15 protein-coding genes, 1 pseudogene and 1 riboswitch are annotated in these 15,249 nt (G+C 63.4%); of the genes and pseudogenes, 9 read left to right on the plus strand and 7 right to left on the minus strand.

The window, feature by feature from the left end; translation table 11 throughout:
* The first annotated feature begins 209 nt into the window (after positions 1 to 209).
* The 3 genes from ftsE (at position 210) to BQ8794_RS03000 (ending at position 2,649) form a co-directional block, all read left to right on the plus strand.
* Entirely contained in the window at positions 210 to 869 is a 660-nt protein-coding gene (gene ftsE / locus BQ8794_RS02990) for a cell division ATP-binding protein FtsE (protein WP_023797212.1), read from the plus strand.
* Entirely contained in the window at positions 862 to 1,848 is a 987-nt protein-coding gene (locus tag BQ8794_RS02995) for a cell division protein FtsX (RefSeq protein ID WP_077372908.1), read from the plus strand. Before ftsE ends, BQ8794_RS02995 begins: the two co-directional genes overlap by 8 nt.
* Before the next feature lie 81 nt (positions 1,849 to 1,929).
* Positions 1,930 to 2,649, plus strand: coding sequence for a YdcF family protein (locus BQ8794_RS03000; RefSeq protein WP_077372911.1), 720 nt, complete (start codon positions 1,930 to 1,932; stop codon positions 2,647 to 2,649).
* Positions 2,650 to 2,673: 24 nt separating this feature from the next.
* Here BQ8794_RS03000 and BQ8794_RS03005 read toward each other — a convergent pair whose 3' ends face one another.
* A complete protein-coding gene (locus BQ8794_RS03005; RefSeq protein WP_077373327.1) occupies positions 2,674 to 3,306 on the minus strand; it encodes a pyridoxamine 5'-phosphate oxidase family protein in 633 nt (210 codons plus the stop codon).
* A 118-nt stretch (positions 3,307 to 3,424) separates the two neighbouring features.
* Between BQ8794_RS03005 and BQ8794_RS03010 the strand changes: the two genes are divergently transcribed.
* Both BQ8794_RS03010 and BQ8794_RS03015 read left to right on the plus strand, forming a co-directional pair.
* Positions 3,425 to 4,336 (plus strand): LysR family transcriptional regulator, encoded by a 912-nt coding sequence (locus BQ8794_RS03010; protein WP_077372914.1) that lies wholly within the window; start codon positions 3,425 to 3,427, stop codon positions 4,334 to 4,336.
* Between the two features lie 80 nt (positions 4,337 to 4,416).
* Entirely contained in the window at positions 4,417 to 5,211 is a 795-nt protein-coding gene (locus BQ8794_RS03015; RefSeq protein WP_077372917.1) for a lysophospholipid acyltransferase family protein, read from the plus strand.
* 27 nt (positions 5,212 to 5,238) lie between these two features.
* On the opposite strand, the gene BQ8794_RS03020 is transcribed toward BQ8794_RS03015, so the two are convergent.
* From BQ8794_RS03020 to BQ8794_RS03030, 3 genes and pseudogenes are all read right to left on the minus strand, one after another.
* Positions 5,239 to 5,856 (minus strand): LysE family translocator, encoded by a 618-nt coding sequence (locus tag BQ8794_RS03020; protein ID WP_077372920.1) that lies wholly within the window; start codon positions 5,854 to 5,856, stop codon positions 5,239 to 5,241.
* A gap of 85 nt (positions 5,857 to 5,941) precedes the next feature.
* Positions 5,942 to 6,595: pseudogene (locus BQ8794_RS03025) on the minus strand (aldo/keto reductase); the annotation flags it as partial.
* A gap of 165 nt (positions 6,596 to 6,760) precedes the next feature.
* On the minus strand, positions 6,761 to 7,729 hold the full coding sequence (locus BQ8794_RS03030; RefSeq protein WP_077372923.1) for a GlxA family transcriptional regulator: 969 nt from the start codon (positions 7,727 to 7,729) through the stop codon (positions 6,761 to 6,763).
* Positions 7,730 to 7,899: 170 nt separating this feature from the next.
* On the opposite strand from BQ8794_RS03030, the gene BQ8794_RS03035 reads away from it, so the two are divergent.
* Positions 7,900 to 8,880, plus strand: coding sequence for a quinone oxidoreductase family protein (locus tag BQ8794_RS03035; RefSeq protein ID WP_077372926.1), 981 nt, complete (start codon positions 7,900 to 7,902; stop codon positions 8,878 to 8,880).
* 76 nt (positions 8,881 to 8,956) lie between these two features.
* Here BQ8794_RS03035 and BQ8794_RS03040 read toward each other — a convergent pair whose 3' ends face one another.
* Entirely contained in the window at positions 8,957 to 9,481 is a 525-nt protein-coding gene (locus BQ8794_RS03040) for a gamma-glutamylcyclotransferase (RefSeq protein ID WP_077372929.1), read from the minus strand.
* A gap of 120 nt (positions 9,482 to 9,601) precedes the next feature.
* On the opposite strand from BQ8794_RS03040, the gene BQ8794_RS03045 reads away from it, so the two are divergent.
* A complete protein-coding gene (locus BQ8794_RS03045) occupies positions 9,602 to 10,600 on the plus strand; it encodes a DUF2125 domain-containing protein (RefSeq protein WP_077372932.1) in 999 nt (332 codons plus the stop codon).
* 53 nt (positions 10,601 to 10,653) lie between these two features.
* Positions 10,654 to 11,580, plus strand: a complete 927-nt coding sequence (locus BQ8794_RS03050; protein ID WP_077372935.1) for a PfkB family carbohydrate kinase — start codon at positions 10,654 to 10,656, stop codon at positions 11,578 to 11,580.
* Between the two features lie 21 nt (positions 11,581 to 11,601).
* Here the strand turns inward: BQ8794_RS03050 and BQ8794_RS03055 are convergent, their stop codons facing one another.
* Positions 11,602 to 12,537 carry a prephenate/arogenate dehydrogenase family protein gene (locus BQ8794_RS03055; protein ID WP_174654354.1) on the minus strand — a complete coding sequence of 312 codons (936 nt, stop codon included), beginning with the start codon at positions 12,535 to 12,537 and terminating at the stop codon, positions 11,602 to 11,604.
* A gap of 6 nt (positions 12,538 to 12,543) precedes the next feature.
* Entirely contained in the window at positions 12,544 to 13,653 is a 1,110-nt protein-coding gene (hisC, locus tag BQ8794_RS03060) for a histidinol-phosphate transaminase (protein WP_077373329.1), read from the minus strand.
* A 173-nt stretch (positions 13,654 to 13,826) separates the two neighbouring features.
* Positions 13,827 to 13,904, plus strand: a riboswitch (SAM riboswitch).
* 120 nt (positions 13,905 to 14,024) lie between these two features.
* On the opposite strand from hisC, the gene metX reads away from it, so the two are divergent.
* Positions 14,025 to 15,194 carry a homoserine O-acetyltransferase MetX gene (gene metX, locus BQ8794_RS03065; RefSeq protein WP_077372941.1) on the plus strand — a complete coding sequence of 390 codons (1,170 nt, stop codon included), beginning with the start codon at positions 14,025 to 14,027 and terminating at the stop codon, positions 15,192 to 15,194.
* The last annotated feature ends 55 nt before the right edge of the window (positions 15,195 to 15,249 follow it).

A 15,249-nucleotide genomic window follows, 5' to 3' on the forward strand; every position in this document is an offset into this window, starting at 1 on the left:
TTCGATCGTCAGCCATCGCGGCCCCAGCACTTCGCACTTGTTCGCTCTTCGTTTCTTATGCGTAAACGGAAATGGTTAACGTTTCCCCCGGAAACCCTTGTGACGCGCCCAAAAAAACCCAAAATTAACCGCCGGTTAACCATGGCGGCCGATGGTCTTTTCTCAGAGAAGGCTGGCTCGTCGCCGCCGCAAGTTTCAGGTCGTCGAACGTGATCCGCTTCGAAAATGTCGGCCTCCGCTATGGCATGGGTCCGGAAATCCTCCGCGACATTTCCTTGCACATACCGGAGCGCTCCTTCCAGTTCCTGAGCGGCCCTTCGGGCGCCGGCAAGACGACGCTGCTGCGGCTTTTGTTCATGTCGCTCAAACCGACGCGCGGGCTGATCACCATCTTCGGCAAGGACCGCTCGCGCATCTCGCGCGCCGAGCTGCCGCATCTGCGGCGGCGCATCGGCGTGGTGTTCCAGGACTTTCGCCTGCTCGACCACATGACGACCTATGAGAATGTGGCCTTGCCGCTGCGCGTGCGCGGGCGCGAGGAGGCCAGCTACCGCACCGACGTGACCGAGCTCTTGAAATGGGTCGGCCTTGGCGAGCGCATGCATGTGCTGCCGCCGGTGCTGTCGGGTGGCGAGAAGCAGCGCGCCGCAATCGCCAGGGCGCTGATCGAGCAGCCCGAAATCCTGCTTGCCGATGAGCCGACCGGCAATGTCGATCCGCCGCTGGCGCGACGCCTGTTGCGGCTGTTCATCGAACTCAACCGGCTGGGCACCGCCGTGGTGATCGCAACGCACGACCTCGGCCTGATGGAACAGGTCGACGCACGCCGCATGATCCTGTCCGGCGGAAGGCTGGATATCTATGACTGACCCGTCCGCTCGCCATGTCGAAGACCAATACGCCGAGAGGGCCGGGACGCAGCGCGTTCAGCGCAAGATGGCGCCGATCGTGCCCGCGCAGAACATCGCCGGCCGGGCGCTGGTCCTGGTCATCGCCATCATGACGTTCCTCTCCTGCCTGACCTTCGGCGCGGTGACGCTGGTGCGCGACACCGCCTCGGTCTGGGAGAACCAGATCTCACGCGAGGCGACGATCCAGATCAAGCCGATGGACGGCCTCGACATCGAGGCAGCACTTGCCCAGGCCTCGCAGATCGCCGGCGAATTTCCTGGCGTGAAGAGCGCCAGGATCGTCGACCGCGATGCCACGGCTCGGCTTTTGGAACCCTGGCTGGGTTCGGGTCTCAACATCGACGAGCTGCCGGTGCCGCGTCTGATCATCGTCACCATAGACGAGACCAACCCGCCCGATTTCGCCGCAATGCGCGCCGCGATCACGCCGAAACTGCCCAGTGCCTCGCTTGACGACCATCGCACCTGGGTCGACCGGCTGGTCGCCATGGCCCGCACCACGGTGACCATCGGCATCGCCGTGCTGGCGCTGATGCTGGCAGCAACCGTGCTGACCGTGGTGTTCGCGACGCGCGGCGCCATGGCCGGCAACGGCCACATCATCGAGGTGCTGCATTTCGTCGGCGCCGAAGCGCGCTTCATTGCGCGCGAATTCCGCCACCACTTTCTCGTCACCGGCATGAAGGGCGCCGCCGCCGGGGGTGCGGCGGCGGTGTTCGTCTTCATCGTCTTCTCGTGGTGGTCGTCGCGAAACATGGCGACGCCGCAGGCCGATCAGGCGACCGCCCTGTTCGGCAATTTCGCCATCGGTTCGGCGGGCTATCTCGGCGTTGTTCTCATGGTGCTGGTCATCGGTGCGCTGACGGCGGCAACCTCCCATGTCACCGTCGTCACCTATCTCAGCGACATCGATGTCCGCCAGCCGGACGCAGGGTGATCACGGATAGAGAATTAGCGTAACGAAATTTGTGCCTTTCGGCCTACTAAACGCCGTATTTCGGAGTTAACGATAAAGACGATGGACGCGCGCGACTCGACCGGAACGGCTGGACAGTTGCCCTTGGTGATTACGCGTTCAAGCGAGCGCGTCAAGCCCCGCCGGTTGGCGAGCGCACTACGCATCTCAGCTTTCTTTCTGCTCGTGCTGGCAACGTTGTTTGCCGGCGGCTTCGGTTGGTTCGCCAACACCGTCAGCCGTCTAGCAACGCCCGCCAATCCGGCAAGGGCCGATGCCATCATCGTGCTGACCGGCGGCCATTCGCGTCTCGACGCGGCCATGGGCCTGCTGGCGTCCGGCAAGGGCGAGCGGCTGCTGATCAGCGGCGTGCATCCTTCCGCCAGCCGCCGCCAGCTTCAGGTCGCGACCCGCGGCGACAAGAAATTGTTTTCCTGCTGCGTCGACATCGACCGTGCCGCGCTCGACACGATCGGCAATGCCGAGGAAAGTGCCAAGTGGGTGGAAGACCACGCCTATGGCACCGTGATCCTCGTCACCAACAACTATCACATGCCGCGCAGCCTGCTGGAAATGGGCCGGCTGCTGCACAAGGCCAAGCTCGAGCCCTATCCGGTGGTCAACAGCAATCTTGGCAATGGCGGCTGGCTGACCAAGCCTAGGGCGCTGCGCGTGCTGTTCACCGAATACAACAAATATCTGCTGGCGCTGGCGCGCGGCATCGTGCCAGTCAAGCCAACGCCAACCGGCATCGCGCTGGCCGAGGCTGTTGCGCCGAACTGAGCCGATCAGGAACCGGCAGCGGTATCATTCCTTGAGCGTGGCGCTTGAGGCGCTGCGCAACTGCGCGATCTCGTGTTCGAGACGTTCGATACGCTTGTCCCGCTCGGCCAGCGCCGCCGCCACATCGGCCGCTTCGAAACGCTGTGGAATGTGCTGCGGGCAATTGGAATCCCAGGCCGAAACCGTGAACAGGATGATCTGCTCCGGGCGCGCCTTGTAGCCTTCAGGCATCAGCTTCGCCATCAGTTCGGCGTCCTGTTCGACGACCCGCGCGCTGCCCCAGATCTTGATGCGCTGCCGATGCGCATAGTCGATCAGGAACAGGAAAGCCCGCGGGTTGTCGTCCAGATTGCCCTGGGTGATGAATTGCCTGTTGCCGGAGAAATCGGTGAAGCCGATCGTCCGCTCGTCGAGCACCTTGAGGAAGCCGGCCGGCCCGCCGCGATGCTGGATGTAGGGCTGGCCCTCACCATTGGCCGTCGACAGGAAGACGCTGGTCTGCGCCTCGATAAAGGCGGCGAGATCGGGCGTGATATCAGCTTGCCAGCTGCCGCGCTCCTCGGCGCGGGCGTAGGCCTCGCGTGAGCCTTTGCGGGCCTGGATCGCCTTGACGGTTGGCGTAAAGGCGACATCGCTGGTGAAGACGTGCGCATTCATGGAAAAGGCCTCCTTTGAAGCAGAACTGCGAGCCATAGCCAGCGAAGAGATAATGCCTTCCATGTTACGGACGCAGATGGTATAAATGGAAAGAATCCTTCCATTTTCTGGGAGAAGTATGGATCGCCTCGAGGCCATGTCGCTTTTCGTCGCCGCGGTGGAGGCCGGCAGCCTTTCGGCCGTAGGGCGCCGTTTCGGCATCCCGCTTGCAACGGTCAGCCGCAAGGTTTCCGACCTGGAGCGGCATCTGAAGACGCGTCTTCTGAACCGCTCGACGCGGCAGCTGACGCTGACCGACGCAGGTCACGCCTACCTCGCCGCCTGCCATCGCATTCTCGACGAGGTCGGCGAGGCCGAGCGGACCGCCGCCGGCGAATACAGCGCCCCGACGGGCGAACTGATCATCACCGCACCGATCGTCTTTGGCCGCCTGCATGTGCTGCCGGTCGTCACCGGCTTTCTCGCCGCCTACCCCGACGTGGCTATTCGGCTGATGCTTGCGGACCGGATAACCCAGTTGACCGAGGAGCACATCGATCTCGCCGTCCGCATCGGCCAACTTCCCGACTCCAGCCTGGTGGCCATCCGCATCGGCTCGATTCGGCGCGTTGTTTGCGCGAGCCCGGCCTATCTGGCCGACCACGGCACGCCGGATACGCCGAAAGACCTCGCAGCACACAACTGCGTCACCTTCGAGGGGCTCACCGCTCCAGGCGCATGGACTTTTGCTACGGGCAAGACCGACCTCACCGTTCCGATCCGCTCACGGCTTCGGGTCAACACCGCGGAAGCAGCGATCGATGCCGCGATTGCCGGCACCGGGTTGACGAGGGTGCTTTCCTACCAGATCGCAGCTGCAGTGCAGTCGGGCACCCTCCGCACCGTGCTGGAGGCATTCGAGCCGCAGCCATGGCCGGTCAATCTCGTGCATGCCGGCCAGGGCCTGCTGCCGGTGAAACTGCGCGCGTTCCTCGATTTCGCCGCCCCACGCCTGAAGAAACGGCTGCTGCAAGCGACGTGGCAGGCCTGAAGAACGGGCCATCGCACCGTTTCCTTTTTGCCCGCGCTTGGTGTAACCAACGCACACCTCCTCACCGGGCTCTTTCCTGCATGCTTTATGTCCGCTCGCTGGCGTTCAACTTCGTCTTCTACGTCAATCTGATCGTCCAGATGATTCTCTGGACCCCGTACTATTTCTTCTCGCCGCGCCACCGCGCCTGGTTCGTGCCGAAATTCTGGTCACACACCAGCATGTGGCTCTATGACAAGATCGCCGGCACCAAAAGCGAGATCACCGGCCAGGAAAACCTGCCCGAGGGTTCATTCATCCTGGCGCCGAAGCACCAGTCCTTCTGGGACGCGATCGCCTTCTTCCCGTTCCTGCAAGATCCGATCTACATCCTCAAGCGGGAACTGACCTGGATCCCGTTCTTCGGCTGGTACATCCTGAAAATGCGGATGATCCCGGTCGACCGCGGCAGCCGCTCGAAGGCGCTGAAAGCGGTGGTCGCCGCGACCAGGCAGGAGCTGGCGCGCAATCCCCGCCAGCTGATCATCTATCCCGAGGGCACGCGCCGGGCGCCGGGCGACGAGCCGGCCTATAAATACGGCATCGTCGAGCTCTATACCCAGCTTGGCATTCCCGTGGTGCCGGTCGCCCATGTCGCCGGCCTCTACTGGCCGCGCCGGAAATTCCTGCGCTATCCCGGCACGATCAAGGCGCGCTTCCTGCCGCCGATCCCGGCGGGGTTGGGCAAGGAGGAATTCATGGAACGGCTGATCGGCGAGACGGAAGCCGCCTGCGACCAGCTGCTCATCGAGGCGTCCCAGGCGCCAAACCCGCCGCCGATGCCGCCGACGGCGGTAAAGCGGCTGAGGGAACTTGGCTCCGATACCCCGGCCTGAACCATCTGCTTGGTCGGCACTATCCCCCTAGGGAATCACAGCCAGCGCCGTTGTCAAAACCAGTGTTGCCGCGAACGTCAGATTGATGATCCGCGAGGCCAGCGGTTTGCGCAGGAAGCGCGCAAACGCTGCCCCGGCGAGAAGCCACAGGACATGGATGGCGACGATCATCGAAGCGAGGACCGCCAGCTTGAGCCCTGCATCGAGCTCACCGGCGGACGACGTGCCGCCGAATACGGCGGCAATCGCCACATAGGCTTTCGGGTTGGCGACGGCCAGAAGAAACCCGCCGAGGAATGTGGGACGCGCCGCCCCGCCGGTACGCGCTGCCAGAGGCGGGGCCGTTGCTATCTTGAAGGCGAGGTAGAGGATGTAGGCTGCGGATGCCACCGCCAGGAGCGGTGTGAGCTTCGGCACTGAGGCGAGCATGGCCGTAATGCCCGTCGCGACGACCAAAAGCACGGCGACCGTACCAAGAATGATGCCCGAGGCGTAGCGGAGCGAATCGCGCAGGCCGAAGGCGGCGCCAACGGCGGTGACGCTTATCGTCGCCGGCCCCGGACTGCCCATCACGACCGCAGATGCCAGCACAAGTGCGAGCAATTGCTGCCATAGTTCCGGATGGGAAAAGACCTGTTCGGCCATCTGTATACCAGTATCCAGGCGCGATGCCGGCAATGGTATGGCAGGGCACCTCGCCAAGGGGTTTTTGAGCGGCAAGTACCGCAGCGAAGCCGATCTCGGCAAAAGCGCGCGTGATGACGCCGATATCCTCCGCCATGCACAGATCGCGCAGCGGCCCATCGAAGGAGGCGCGATCGTAGAGATTGTACTCCGGCTGCAGCACCGCATAGTGCGGCAGGCCCCGCAAGCTTGCTACATCGAGCGCGGCGCGCAACTGGCCGGCATCGAGATTGGAGGCGCCGACGTTGCGGATCTTGCCTTTGTCGAGCAGCTTTTGGTAGGCGCCGAGCGTTTCCTCGTAGGGGGTGGCCGGGTCCGGCCAGTGCGACAGATAGAGATCGACGACATCGGTCTGCAGCCGCTTCAGCGACGCATCGATGGCCTTTTCGATATAGGCCGCGGAGAGATCTTTCCTGCCCTGCCCCATGTCCGACCCGACCTTGGTGATCACCACGACCTTGTCGCGGTTGCCGCGGCTCTTCATCCATTTGCCGATGATCGTTTCGGATTCGCCGCCCTTGTTGCCGGGAACCCAGCGCGAATAGGCATCGGCGGTGTCGATGGCGTTGAGGCCGGCGCCGACGAACCGGTCGAGCAGGTCGAAAGAGGTTTTCTCGTCGGCGGTCCAGCCGAAGACATTGCCGCCCAGAACCAGCGGCGCGATGGACAGGTCGGTTTGACCGAGACGACGTTTCTGCAAGACTGATCTCCGTGGGGAATGGAAAGGAGCGGGCGAAAAGCCCTCGCTTACCTAGGTCTCACCGCGCCGAGGTCAAAGGCCTGGCCGTTCTTTCCGACGGGCCAGTGCTTCACAAGGGCGCGATCCGGGGGCGCGATCCGCCGCGTTCGACGTTCCAGCCGATGTCTACTGGCTCTGGCGCCGGTATTCACCAGGCGGCAGTCCGACCACGCGGTTGAAAAGCCGGCTGAATGAGGCCGTATCCCGGTATCCGACCTGGTAACATATTTCCGCAATACCGAGTTTAGTGCTTTCAAGAAGTGTTTTCGCGGCCTCAAGGCGCCGGTCCTGGATCCATCGGCCGGGAGTGGTGTGCAATTCATCGGAAAACCGGCGCGCAAGCGTTCGCGGCGACAGACCGAGTTGCGCACCAAGGAAGGCAAGGTCGAGCGCTCCGAGCTGTTTTCTGGACATCGTTTCGAGCCGGTCGCGGAACGGCTCTTGCGAAGGCAGCAGATCGGTAAGCGGAAACTCATAGGGTGTCTGGATCTGCCGCGACGGCGGCAACACCAGCAATTTGCGAACCAGACGCTCCTCCCTGGCGAAGCCAAGATCCCGCAGAAGCGCCTTGCCGAGTTCCAGGCCTGAAAAACCGCCGCCGCAAGTATAGATCCGTCCGTCCCGGATCAGCACACGTGAAGCGTCCCAACGCACCTTCGGAAAGCGACGCTGGGCATCGGTCTTCAGCCACCAGGAGATCGTCGCGCGCTTTCGGTCGAGAAGACCGGCGTCTCCCAGGAAGTAACCGGCCCCGCAATGCGCGGCGATGATGGCGCCGTCGCGTTGCGCACTTGCGATAAGCGGCGCGGCGTGGCGGCTCTCTTCCTCCAGCGCGGCAACAAGCTCCGGGATTTGCATGCCGGGCATGGCCAGCAGGACCAGCAGGTCCATGCGCTGCGAGGGTTCGCGTCTGGTGTGAAAGGCGATTCCAGGCGTCGTCGTGGCGTTGGCCTGCCGTGCCACGAATTCGAAGGAAATCGCCGGCGCGCCGCGAATGGTGTTTACCAGCTCGAACATTTCGACAAGCGTCGCGGCGACAGCAGAATAGAAGGTCGACGGCAGCCAGATCACGGCGTGGACGGGACGATTGTCCAAGATGGCTCCTTTGAACAGCTATGGCAAGTTTAGCACATAGATTGTCAAATCTGCCAATTTCCGATTTTTGCCAGCGGCCTTAGGTTCCGCGACGCCGATGAAAACGCCGGTGCCTGCGATCTGGCCGCGTCCGGATTGCATGGCCAGATCGCCCTTTATTGGAGACCACCATGAAAGCAGTTGTATTCGACGCAATCGGCTCGCCGCAGGACGTGCTCTATCTCGGCGACGTGCCCATGCCGCGAATCGGCGACGGTGAGGTGCTGCTCAGGATGGTCTCCGCCTCGATCAACCCTGGCGACTTTCTGTTCATCCAAAACCTCTATCCCGAACCGAAGAAGCCGCATTTCCCCCGCCAGATCGCCGGAAACCATGGCGCCGGCATTGTCGAGGCCGTGGGCGCGAACGTCGGCTTGAAACCGGGCACACTTGTCGCATTCAGCTACTACGACAGCTGGGCAGAATATGCGGCCGTTCCGGCCGCTTGGCTGATCCCGCTGCCCGCCGGCTATCCGGTCGAACGCGCCGGGCAGATGGTGAACCCCATCACCGCCTGGGACCTGCTGGCGGATTCCCGTGTGCAGCCTGGGCAGTGGCTGGCCGTCACGGCCGGCTATTCATCGGTTTCGACGATGGTGATGCAGTTCGCCCAACGGCGCGGCATCAACGTGATTGCGCTCGTGCGACGATCTCGCGACAGGCTGGACCTGAAGGGGCTTGGTGCCACCGCTATCCTCGATCTGTCGGGTTTGAAGGTCGGCATCAGGGAAGCGGTCATGGACATGACCGGCGGCGCCGGGCTGAACGGGATCATCGATAATGTCGGCGGACCCGTCAGTGGCGAATTGATCCGCACCCTGGCGATGGGCGGGCAGATGATCATCAATGGCGGCATGAGCACAGAGCGTTTCGAACTGCACAATTTCGACGTGCTGCTGAGCGGCCTCGAGATCAGGGCAAATATCTATCGCTACTTCTTTTCGCCGCCTGTCGAAGCCGACCGGCCAGTGTTGCGCGAGATTGTCGACATCTTCGGCCAACCCGATTTCCATGTCCCTGTCGGCGGCATCCATCCGCTGGCGGAGTTCGAGCTCGCCGTGACAAACAGCCTGGATCGCGCCGATCTCGGAAAGCAGATTTTCGGGATGTAACCCGGACCATGATCCCGAACCGAAGGGTAAGCGACGGTTTTCGGGATCATGGTCAAACAACGAAAGAAGATCACGATCAGATCCGTTTCGCTACCTCTTCCAGCCAATGGTCGCGGATGCCCAGCGCTTCGAGGTGCTCCAGCGTGCTGAGCACGTAGTCCTCATTCTTTCCCGACTGGCCAACGGCGCCGCGAACGACGCTCGCCGCATCGGCAGCATCGAGCGCGCCGGCATATTGCTCGTGGGCGCGATCGACGACATAGGCGACCGCCAAGACCCTCTCGCCGTTCGTAGCGTCATTGTCGAGGCGAATGCTAAGCATGCGCTCTAGATAGACATTGGTGACCAGCTCGCGCTCGCGCAGATAAGTGATGACCTCGTTGCGCAGATCGCCGGGGACGCGGAAAGCCAGCCCGATGCAGGAGCCGCCACGGTCGAGGCCGAGCACCAGGCCGGGCCGTTCGCGCGTGCCGCGATGCACGAAGGAGTAGACGCACAGCGAGCGGCGGTAGCCATGGAGGCGGGCCCGCCGCGTCTCGACATGCGCAAATCCCGGCCTCCAGATCAGCGAGCCGTAGCCAAAAACCCAAAAATCGCCCATATCGCCAAGCCTGGTTGCAGCACCGCACTGGAATCGGTGTTTTTTCAATCCGTCTCCGTCTACCCGATCTTGCCGGAAACGACAGTCCCCTCTGCAACACGCGCCAACGAGAGCCGCAGCATGACGTCAAATGACGAACGCCCGCCGAATTTTCTCCGCCGGCTGTTCTGGCTCGGCGTTTTCATCGTCGTGCTGTTCGGCCTCTACAGCGCCGGCTGGTTCTACCTGGCAGACAAGGTCAAGAGCGAAGCCGGCAAAGCGGTGGCCGACCTCAACGGCAATGGCATCGAGGCGGACTGCGCCAATCTCACGGTCAGCGGCTATCCCTCGAGCTTCGCCATTTCCTGCGACAGCCTGGCTTATCAGGACGACACCAGGAACGTCGCCGCCTCGCTCGGCAGCCTCAAAGCAGTCACGCACATCACCCAGATCCTGTCACCTGGCGCCGACCTGCGCGGGCCGCTCAGGACCTCCGTGCCGGGGATGGCGCCGCTGTGGATCGACTGGGACAATCTGCGAGCGAACGTCAAACTATCCTGGCCCCTGCCCCGGCGCGTTTCACTGGAGGCCGCGGGCCTGTCAGCCCAGACCGATCCGGCGGATGGCACAGACCCGGTCGAGCTGTTCAGCGCCGGGACAGCGGCCGGACAACTGCGTCCGAACGGCCAGGACATCGACTATGCCGGGAGTTTCACCAATCTCGAAATCGAACCGGATGCCATCGATGGGCGCGTGCTGCCGCCGCTCGACGGCGGCGGCGACGTGACGCTGAAGAACGGCGTGGCGCTGATCAAGACACAAACAGAGAGCCTGCGCGGCCAGGCGGTGGATATCGGCAAGCTCGATCTGTCGTCGGGAAGCGCGGGCGTCACCGTTTCCGGACCGGTTTCGGTCGATGCCGACGGGCTGATCGACGCCGACCTGATGATCAGGATCAGCGATCCGAAGGCGGTGGCGGAAATCCTCGGCAAAGCCATTCCCGAGCAGAAGAGCCAGATCAAAACAGGCTTTGCCGGGCTGGCGCTGCTTGGCAACGAACCGTCGATGCCGCTCAAGATCGTCAAGGGCAAGGCCTCGCTCGGTTTTATCCCGCTGGGCAGGATCGAGCCGGTCGATTAGGCGATGATTGCGAACCTCCAGTTCGGAAAGACCATGGCCAAACAGGAAGATAGATGAACCGCCCGGTGAAGCTCCTGAGTGTTGGCGCGCTGACGCTCGATACGATCCTTCGCGTCGATACGCTTCCGGCGCGTCAGGGCAAGTTCATCGCGTCCGACGGCGTCCAGATCGCCTCGGGCATGGCTTCGAGCGCTGCCTGCGCCGCACGCCGCCTCGGCGCGGACGTATCGCTGTGGGCGAGCGCGGGAGACGACCTCGTCGGCGATCAGCTGGTCGCCGGCATTGAGGCCGAAGGCGTCGATTGCAGCTTTGTCCGGCGCGTCGCCGGCGCGCGGTCGGCACTGTCGGCCATCCTGGTCGACACGCATGGCGAGCGCATTATTGTTCCGTTCTATGACAAGCTCGCCCAGGCCGACCCCGAAGCGCTCCCCACTCAGGATCTCGCCGCATTCGACGCCGTCCTGGTCGACGTGCGCTGGCCGGGCGCGGCAGCTCTGGCCCTGACGGCGGCGCGCGCAATCGGCCGTCCAGCCATACTCGATGCCGACACCGCGCCACGGGATGCGCTGGAACGGCTGTTTCCGCTCGCCTCGCACATCGTTGCGTCGGAGCCGGCGGCGTTCATCCTCTGCGGTGACGAGCAAGGCCCGCAGGAGGCCTGTGCAGCGCTGGCCAGACGCACCGATGCATTCGTAGCGGTGACAGGCGGCGCAGCGGGAAGCTGGTGGTTCGACCGCTCGGTGGCGTCGGTGCGCCACGTCGCGGCGCCAAGGATCAAGGCAGTGGACACGCTTGCCGCCGGCGACGTGTTTCACGGCGCCTTTGCCGTCGGGCTGGCCGAGGCCATGCCGATCGAACGGACATTGCGCTTTGCCAGCGCCGCCGCCGCGCTCAAATGCCTGCGCTTCGGCGGCAGGCTGGGCGCGCCGGACAGGGCCGAGACACTGGCGATGATGGCGGCTCACTGGCCGGCGGACTGACGGCCGGGCGGTCGAGACAGGCTACTGCTTGGCCGGGTGCTCGACTGCCTGCCGACCAAAGTCCGGCACGTCGATGTCCTGGCCGGCCTCGATGATCGAGCGGCGGACGGCGCGGGTGCGGGTGAACAGGTCGAACAGCTTTTCGCCGTCGCCCCAGCGGATCGCCCGCTGCAGCGAGGCCAGATCCTCCGAGAACCGTGCCAGCATTTCGAGGATGGCATCCTTGTTGTGCAGGCAGACGTCCCGCCACATCGTCGGATCGGACGCGGCAAGGCGCGTGAAGTCGCGAAAGCCGGAGGCCGAATATTTGATGACCTCCGACTTGGTCACCGACTCCAGATCGTCGGCGGTGCCGACGATGTTGTAGGCGATGATGTGCGGCAGGTGCGAGACGATGGCCAATGTCATGTCGTGATGCTGGGGATCCATCGTGTCGATGTTGGAGCCGCAGCGGCGCCAGAATTCCGAGAGCCCTTCCAGCGCCTCGGCGTCGGTGCCGGGTAGCGGCGTGAAGATGCACCAGCGGTTTTCGAACAGTTCGGCAAAGCCGGCGTCCGGACCCGATTTTTCAGTGCCGGCCAGTGGATGGCCGGGAATGAAATGCACGCCGGCAGGCACATGCGGCTGCATCTGCGCGATGACCGACGCCTTGGTCGAGCCGACATCGGTGAGGATGGCGCCCTGCTTCAGCGCCGGTGCGATTTCCTCGGCGACCTCGCCCGAAGAACCGACCGGCACCGAAACGATGACCAGGTCGGCATCGCCGACCGCCTCTTTCGCATCCGTCGTGTAGGAGGAGCCGAGGCCGAGTTCCCGCGCCCGCGCCAGCGTCGTTTCGCTGCGCGTCGAGATGGCGACGTGACCGGCAAGGCCTTCGCGATGGATTACGCGGGCCAGCGACGAGCCGATCAGGCCGATGCCGACCAGCGCGATCTTTTCGAACATCGGTGATGTCATGGTGTTCTAGCTTTTCAGAAATGTCGCGAGGGCGGCGACAACGCCGCGATTGGCCTCTTCGGTGCCGATGCTCATGCGCAACGCATTCGGAAAGCCGTAGCCGGAAACGCGCCGCAATATGTAGCCGCGCGCACAGAGGTAATCGTCGGCAGCAGCCGCCGAATGTTTTTTGTCCTCGGGAAAGTGGATGAGGACGAAATTGCCGACGCTCGGCGTCACCCGCAGTCCGAGCTTGGTCAACTCCTCACTCACCCAGGTCAACCAGGTCTCATTATGCGCCACGCTGCGCTCGACATGGGCGCGGTCGCGGATCGCGGCAATGCCGGCCTCGATCGCCGTCGCGTTGACGTTGAAGGGACCCCGCACGCGGTTGATCGCATCGATGACATGCATCGGCGCGTACATCCAGCCGATCCGCGCACCGCCGAGGCCGAGCTTGGAGAAGGTGCGGGTCATGACCACGTTTTCCACACCAGCCACCAGTTCGACGCCGGCTTCATAGTCGTTGCGGCGGACATATTCGGCATAGGCTGCATCAAGCACCACAAGCACGTTTCGAGGCAAGCCTTCATGCAGGCGGCGAACCTCCTGGAACGGCAAATAGGTGCCGGTCGGATTGTTGGGATTGGCGAGGAAAATGATCCTGGTACGCGGCGTCACCGCAGCAAGGATCGCATCAACGTCGGCACGCTCATTGGTTTCCTTGACCGAGACCGGGACAGCACCTGCCGACTGGATGTAGATCTTGTAGACCATGAAGCCGTGTTCGGTGATCACAGCCTCATCGCCGGGCGCGAGATAGGTCTGTGCAAGCAGGCCGAGAATCTCGTCGGAACCATTGGAACAGACGATGTTCGCCGGGTTGAGGCCATGCACCTCGGCAATTGCCTCCCGCAGGCGCCTGGCGGTGCCGTCGGGATATATGTCGAGCTTGGCCGCGACGTCGCGCGCGGCTTCTATCGCCTTCGGCGAGGGGCCGAGCGGGTTCTCGTTCGACGACAATTTATGGACCTTGGCAACGCCGGCCGGCGCCGTGCTTTTGCCCGGCACATAGGCTTCGATCTCCATGATCCCCGGGCGGGGCGTTGGACGTGCCTGATCCGATGCCTGGTTCATATTGCAAAAATCCGTCGAGAACGCTTCCGCCGCTCCAACGCGATGCGAATTTCGGATCCGCCACACTTGAAGCCGCCGCGGAAATACAAGCCGTGGCCTGGAATGTCGAGAGGCGGCAATGATCGGTGCGCGACTGGCCGTTGACGCCGAGGCGCGCCGGTCCTAGAAGAAAGGCGAAATCCCGTGGTGATTTGGCCGGTCGGCTTGCAGCCACGTTAAACAACTCGCTAAAGGGCCGTTTGCATCCTGTAACCGGCTTTGCGAAGGCAATGCCGGTTTTTTTGTTGTCCGCAGCCGGCCGGATAGTCGCATCGATCCGAAAATCGCAATCGACTTTCGGAAAACGCGATGGGTTGATGTAAGAGGATGCGATGGTCGCGCTGCGCACGAAAAGAACCAACAACGAGGCCGACGAGCCATCGAGCCCGGTGTTGCGTTTCGGCGCCGACAAGCCGCTCAAGCTCGATGCCGGCACACTGCTGTCGCCGTTCCAGATCGCCTACAAGACCTACGGCACGCTCAACGATGCCCGCTCCAACGCCATCCTCGTCTGCCATGCGCTGACCGGCGACCAGCATGTCGCCAGCACCAATCCGGTGACCGGCAAGCCGGGCTGGTGGGAAGTGCTGATCGGCCCCGGCAAGATCATCGACACCAGCCGCTTCTTCGTCATCTGCTCGAACGTCATCGGCGGCTGCCTCGGCTCGACCGGTCCCGCTTCGACCAATCCCGCCACCGGCAAGCCGTACGGGCTCGATCTGCCGATCATCACCATCCGCGACATGGTGCGGGCGCAGTTGATGCTGGTCGACCATTTCGGCATCGAAAAACTGTTCTCGGTGCTGGGCGGCTCGATGGGCGGCATGCAGGTGCTGCAATGGGCGTCGAGCTATCCGGAGCGCGTTTTCTCGGCGCTGCCGATCGCCACCGGCGCGCGTCATTCCTCGCAGAACATCGCCTTCCATGAGGTCGGCCGGCAAGCGGTGATGGCCGATCCCGACTGGCATGGCGGCAAATATTTCGAGCAGGGCAAGCGCCCGGAAAAGGGACTGGCCGTGGCGCGCATGGCGGCTCACATCACCTATCTGTCGGAGGCGGCCCTGCACCGAAAATTTGGCCGCAACCTGCAGGACCGTGAAGCGCTCACCTTCGGTTTCGACGCAGACTTCCAGATCGAGAGCTATCTGCGCCATCAGGGCATGACCTTCGTCGACCGCTTCGACGCCAACTCCTATCTCTACATGACCAGGGCGATGGACTATTTCGACCTCGCCGCCGACCATGGCGGCCGGCTCGCCGACGCCTTTGCCGGCACCAAGACCCGTTTCTGCCTGGTCTCCTTCACCAGCGACTGGCTGTTCCCGACCGAGGAGAGCCGCTCGGTCGTTCATGCGCTGAACGCCGCCGGCGCCTCGGTGTCCTTCGTCGAGATCGAGACCGATCGCGGCCACGATGCCTTCCTGCTCGACGAGCCGGAGCTGTTCGCCGCCATCAACGGCTTCATCGCCTCGGCGGCCCGCGCCAGGGGGCTCAGCGCATGACCCCGAATGATCCCAGGCTTTTCGGACCGGCATCATGCGCCAGTCGAAGGCCACG

This window comes from Mesorhizobium prunaredense, from assembly GCF_900156895.1.
Taxonomy (GTDB): Bacteria; Pseudomonadota; Alphaproteobacteria; order Rhizobiales; family Rhizobiaceae; genus Mesorhizobium; species Mesorhizobium prunaredense.

What these genes read in the sequence shown, in the direction of transcription:
- BQ8794_RS03000 (WP_077372911.1), top strand. Translation starts at nt 1,930, where the DNA reads ATGGACGCGCGCGACTCGACCGGAACGGCTGGACAGTTGCCCTTGGTG.
- BQ8794_RS03020 (WP_077372920.1), bottom strand. Translation starts at nt 5,856, where the DNA reads ATGGCCGAACAGGTCTTTTCCCATCCGGAACTATGGCAGCAATTGCTC.
- metX (WP_077372941.1), top strand. Translation starts at nt 14,025, where the DNA reads ATGGTCGCGCTGCGCACGAAAAGAACCAACAACGAGGCCGACGAGCCA.
- BQ8794_RS03010 (WP_077372914.1), top strand. Translation starts at nt 3,425, where the DNA reads ATGGATCGCCTCGAGGCCATGTCGCTTTTCGTCGCCGCGGTGGAGGCC.
- BQ8794_RS02995 (WP_077372908.1), top strand. Translation starts at nt 862, where the DNA reads ATGACTGACCCGTCCGCTCGCCATGTCGAAGACCAATACGCCGAGAGG.
- BQ8794_RS03040 (WP_077372929.1), bottom strand. Translation starts at nt 9,481, where the DNA reads ATGGGCGATTTTTGGGTTTTTGGCTACGGCTCGCTGATCTGGAGGCCG.
- BQ8794_RS03045 (WP_077372932.1), top strand. Translation starts at nt 9,602, where the DNA reads ATGACGTCAAATGACGAACGCCCGCCGAATTTTCTCCGCCGGCTGTTC.
- BQ8794_RS03035 (WP_077372926.1), top strand. Translation starts at nt 7,900, where the DNA reads ATGAAAGCAGTTGTATTCGACGCAATCGGCTCGCCGCAGGACGTGCTC.
- BQ8794_RS03015 (WP_077372917.1), top strand. Translation starts at nt 4,417, where the DNA reads ATGCTTTATGTCCGCTCGCTGGCGTTCAACTTCGTCTTCTACGTCAAT.
- BQ8794_RS03005 (WP_077373327.1), bottom strand. Translation starts at nt 3,306, where the DNA reads ATGAATGCGCACGTCTTCACCAGCGATGTCGCCTTTACGCCAACCGTC.
- BQ8794_RS03055 (WP_174654354.1), bottom strand. Translation starts at nt 12,537, where the DNA reads ATGACATCACCGATGTTCGAAAAGATCGCGCTGGTCGGCATCGGCCTG.
- BQ8794_RS03050 (WP_077372935.1), top strand. Translation starts at nt 10,654, where the DNA reads ATGAACCGCCCGGTGAAGCTCCTGAGTGTTGGCGCGCTGACGCTCGAT.
- hisC (WP_077373329.1), bottom strand. Translation starts at nt 13,653, where the DNA reads ATGAACCAGGCATCGGATCAGGCACGTCCAACGCCCCGCCCGGGGATC.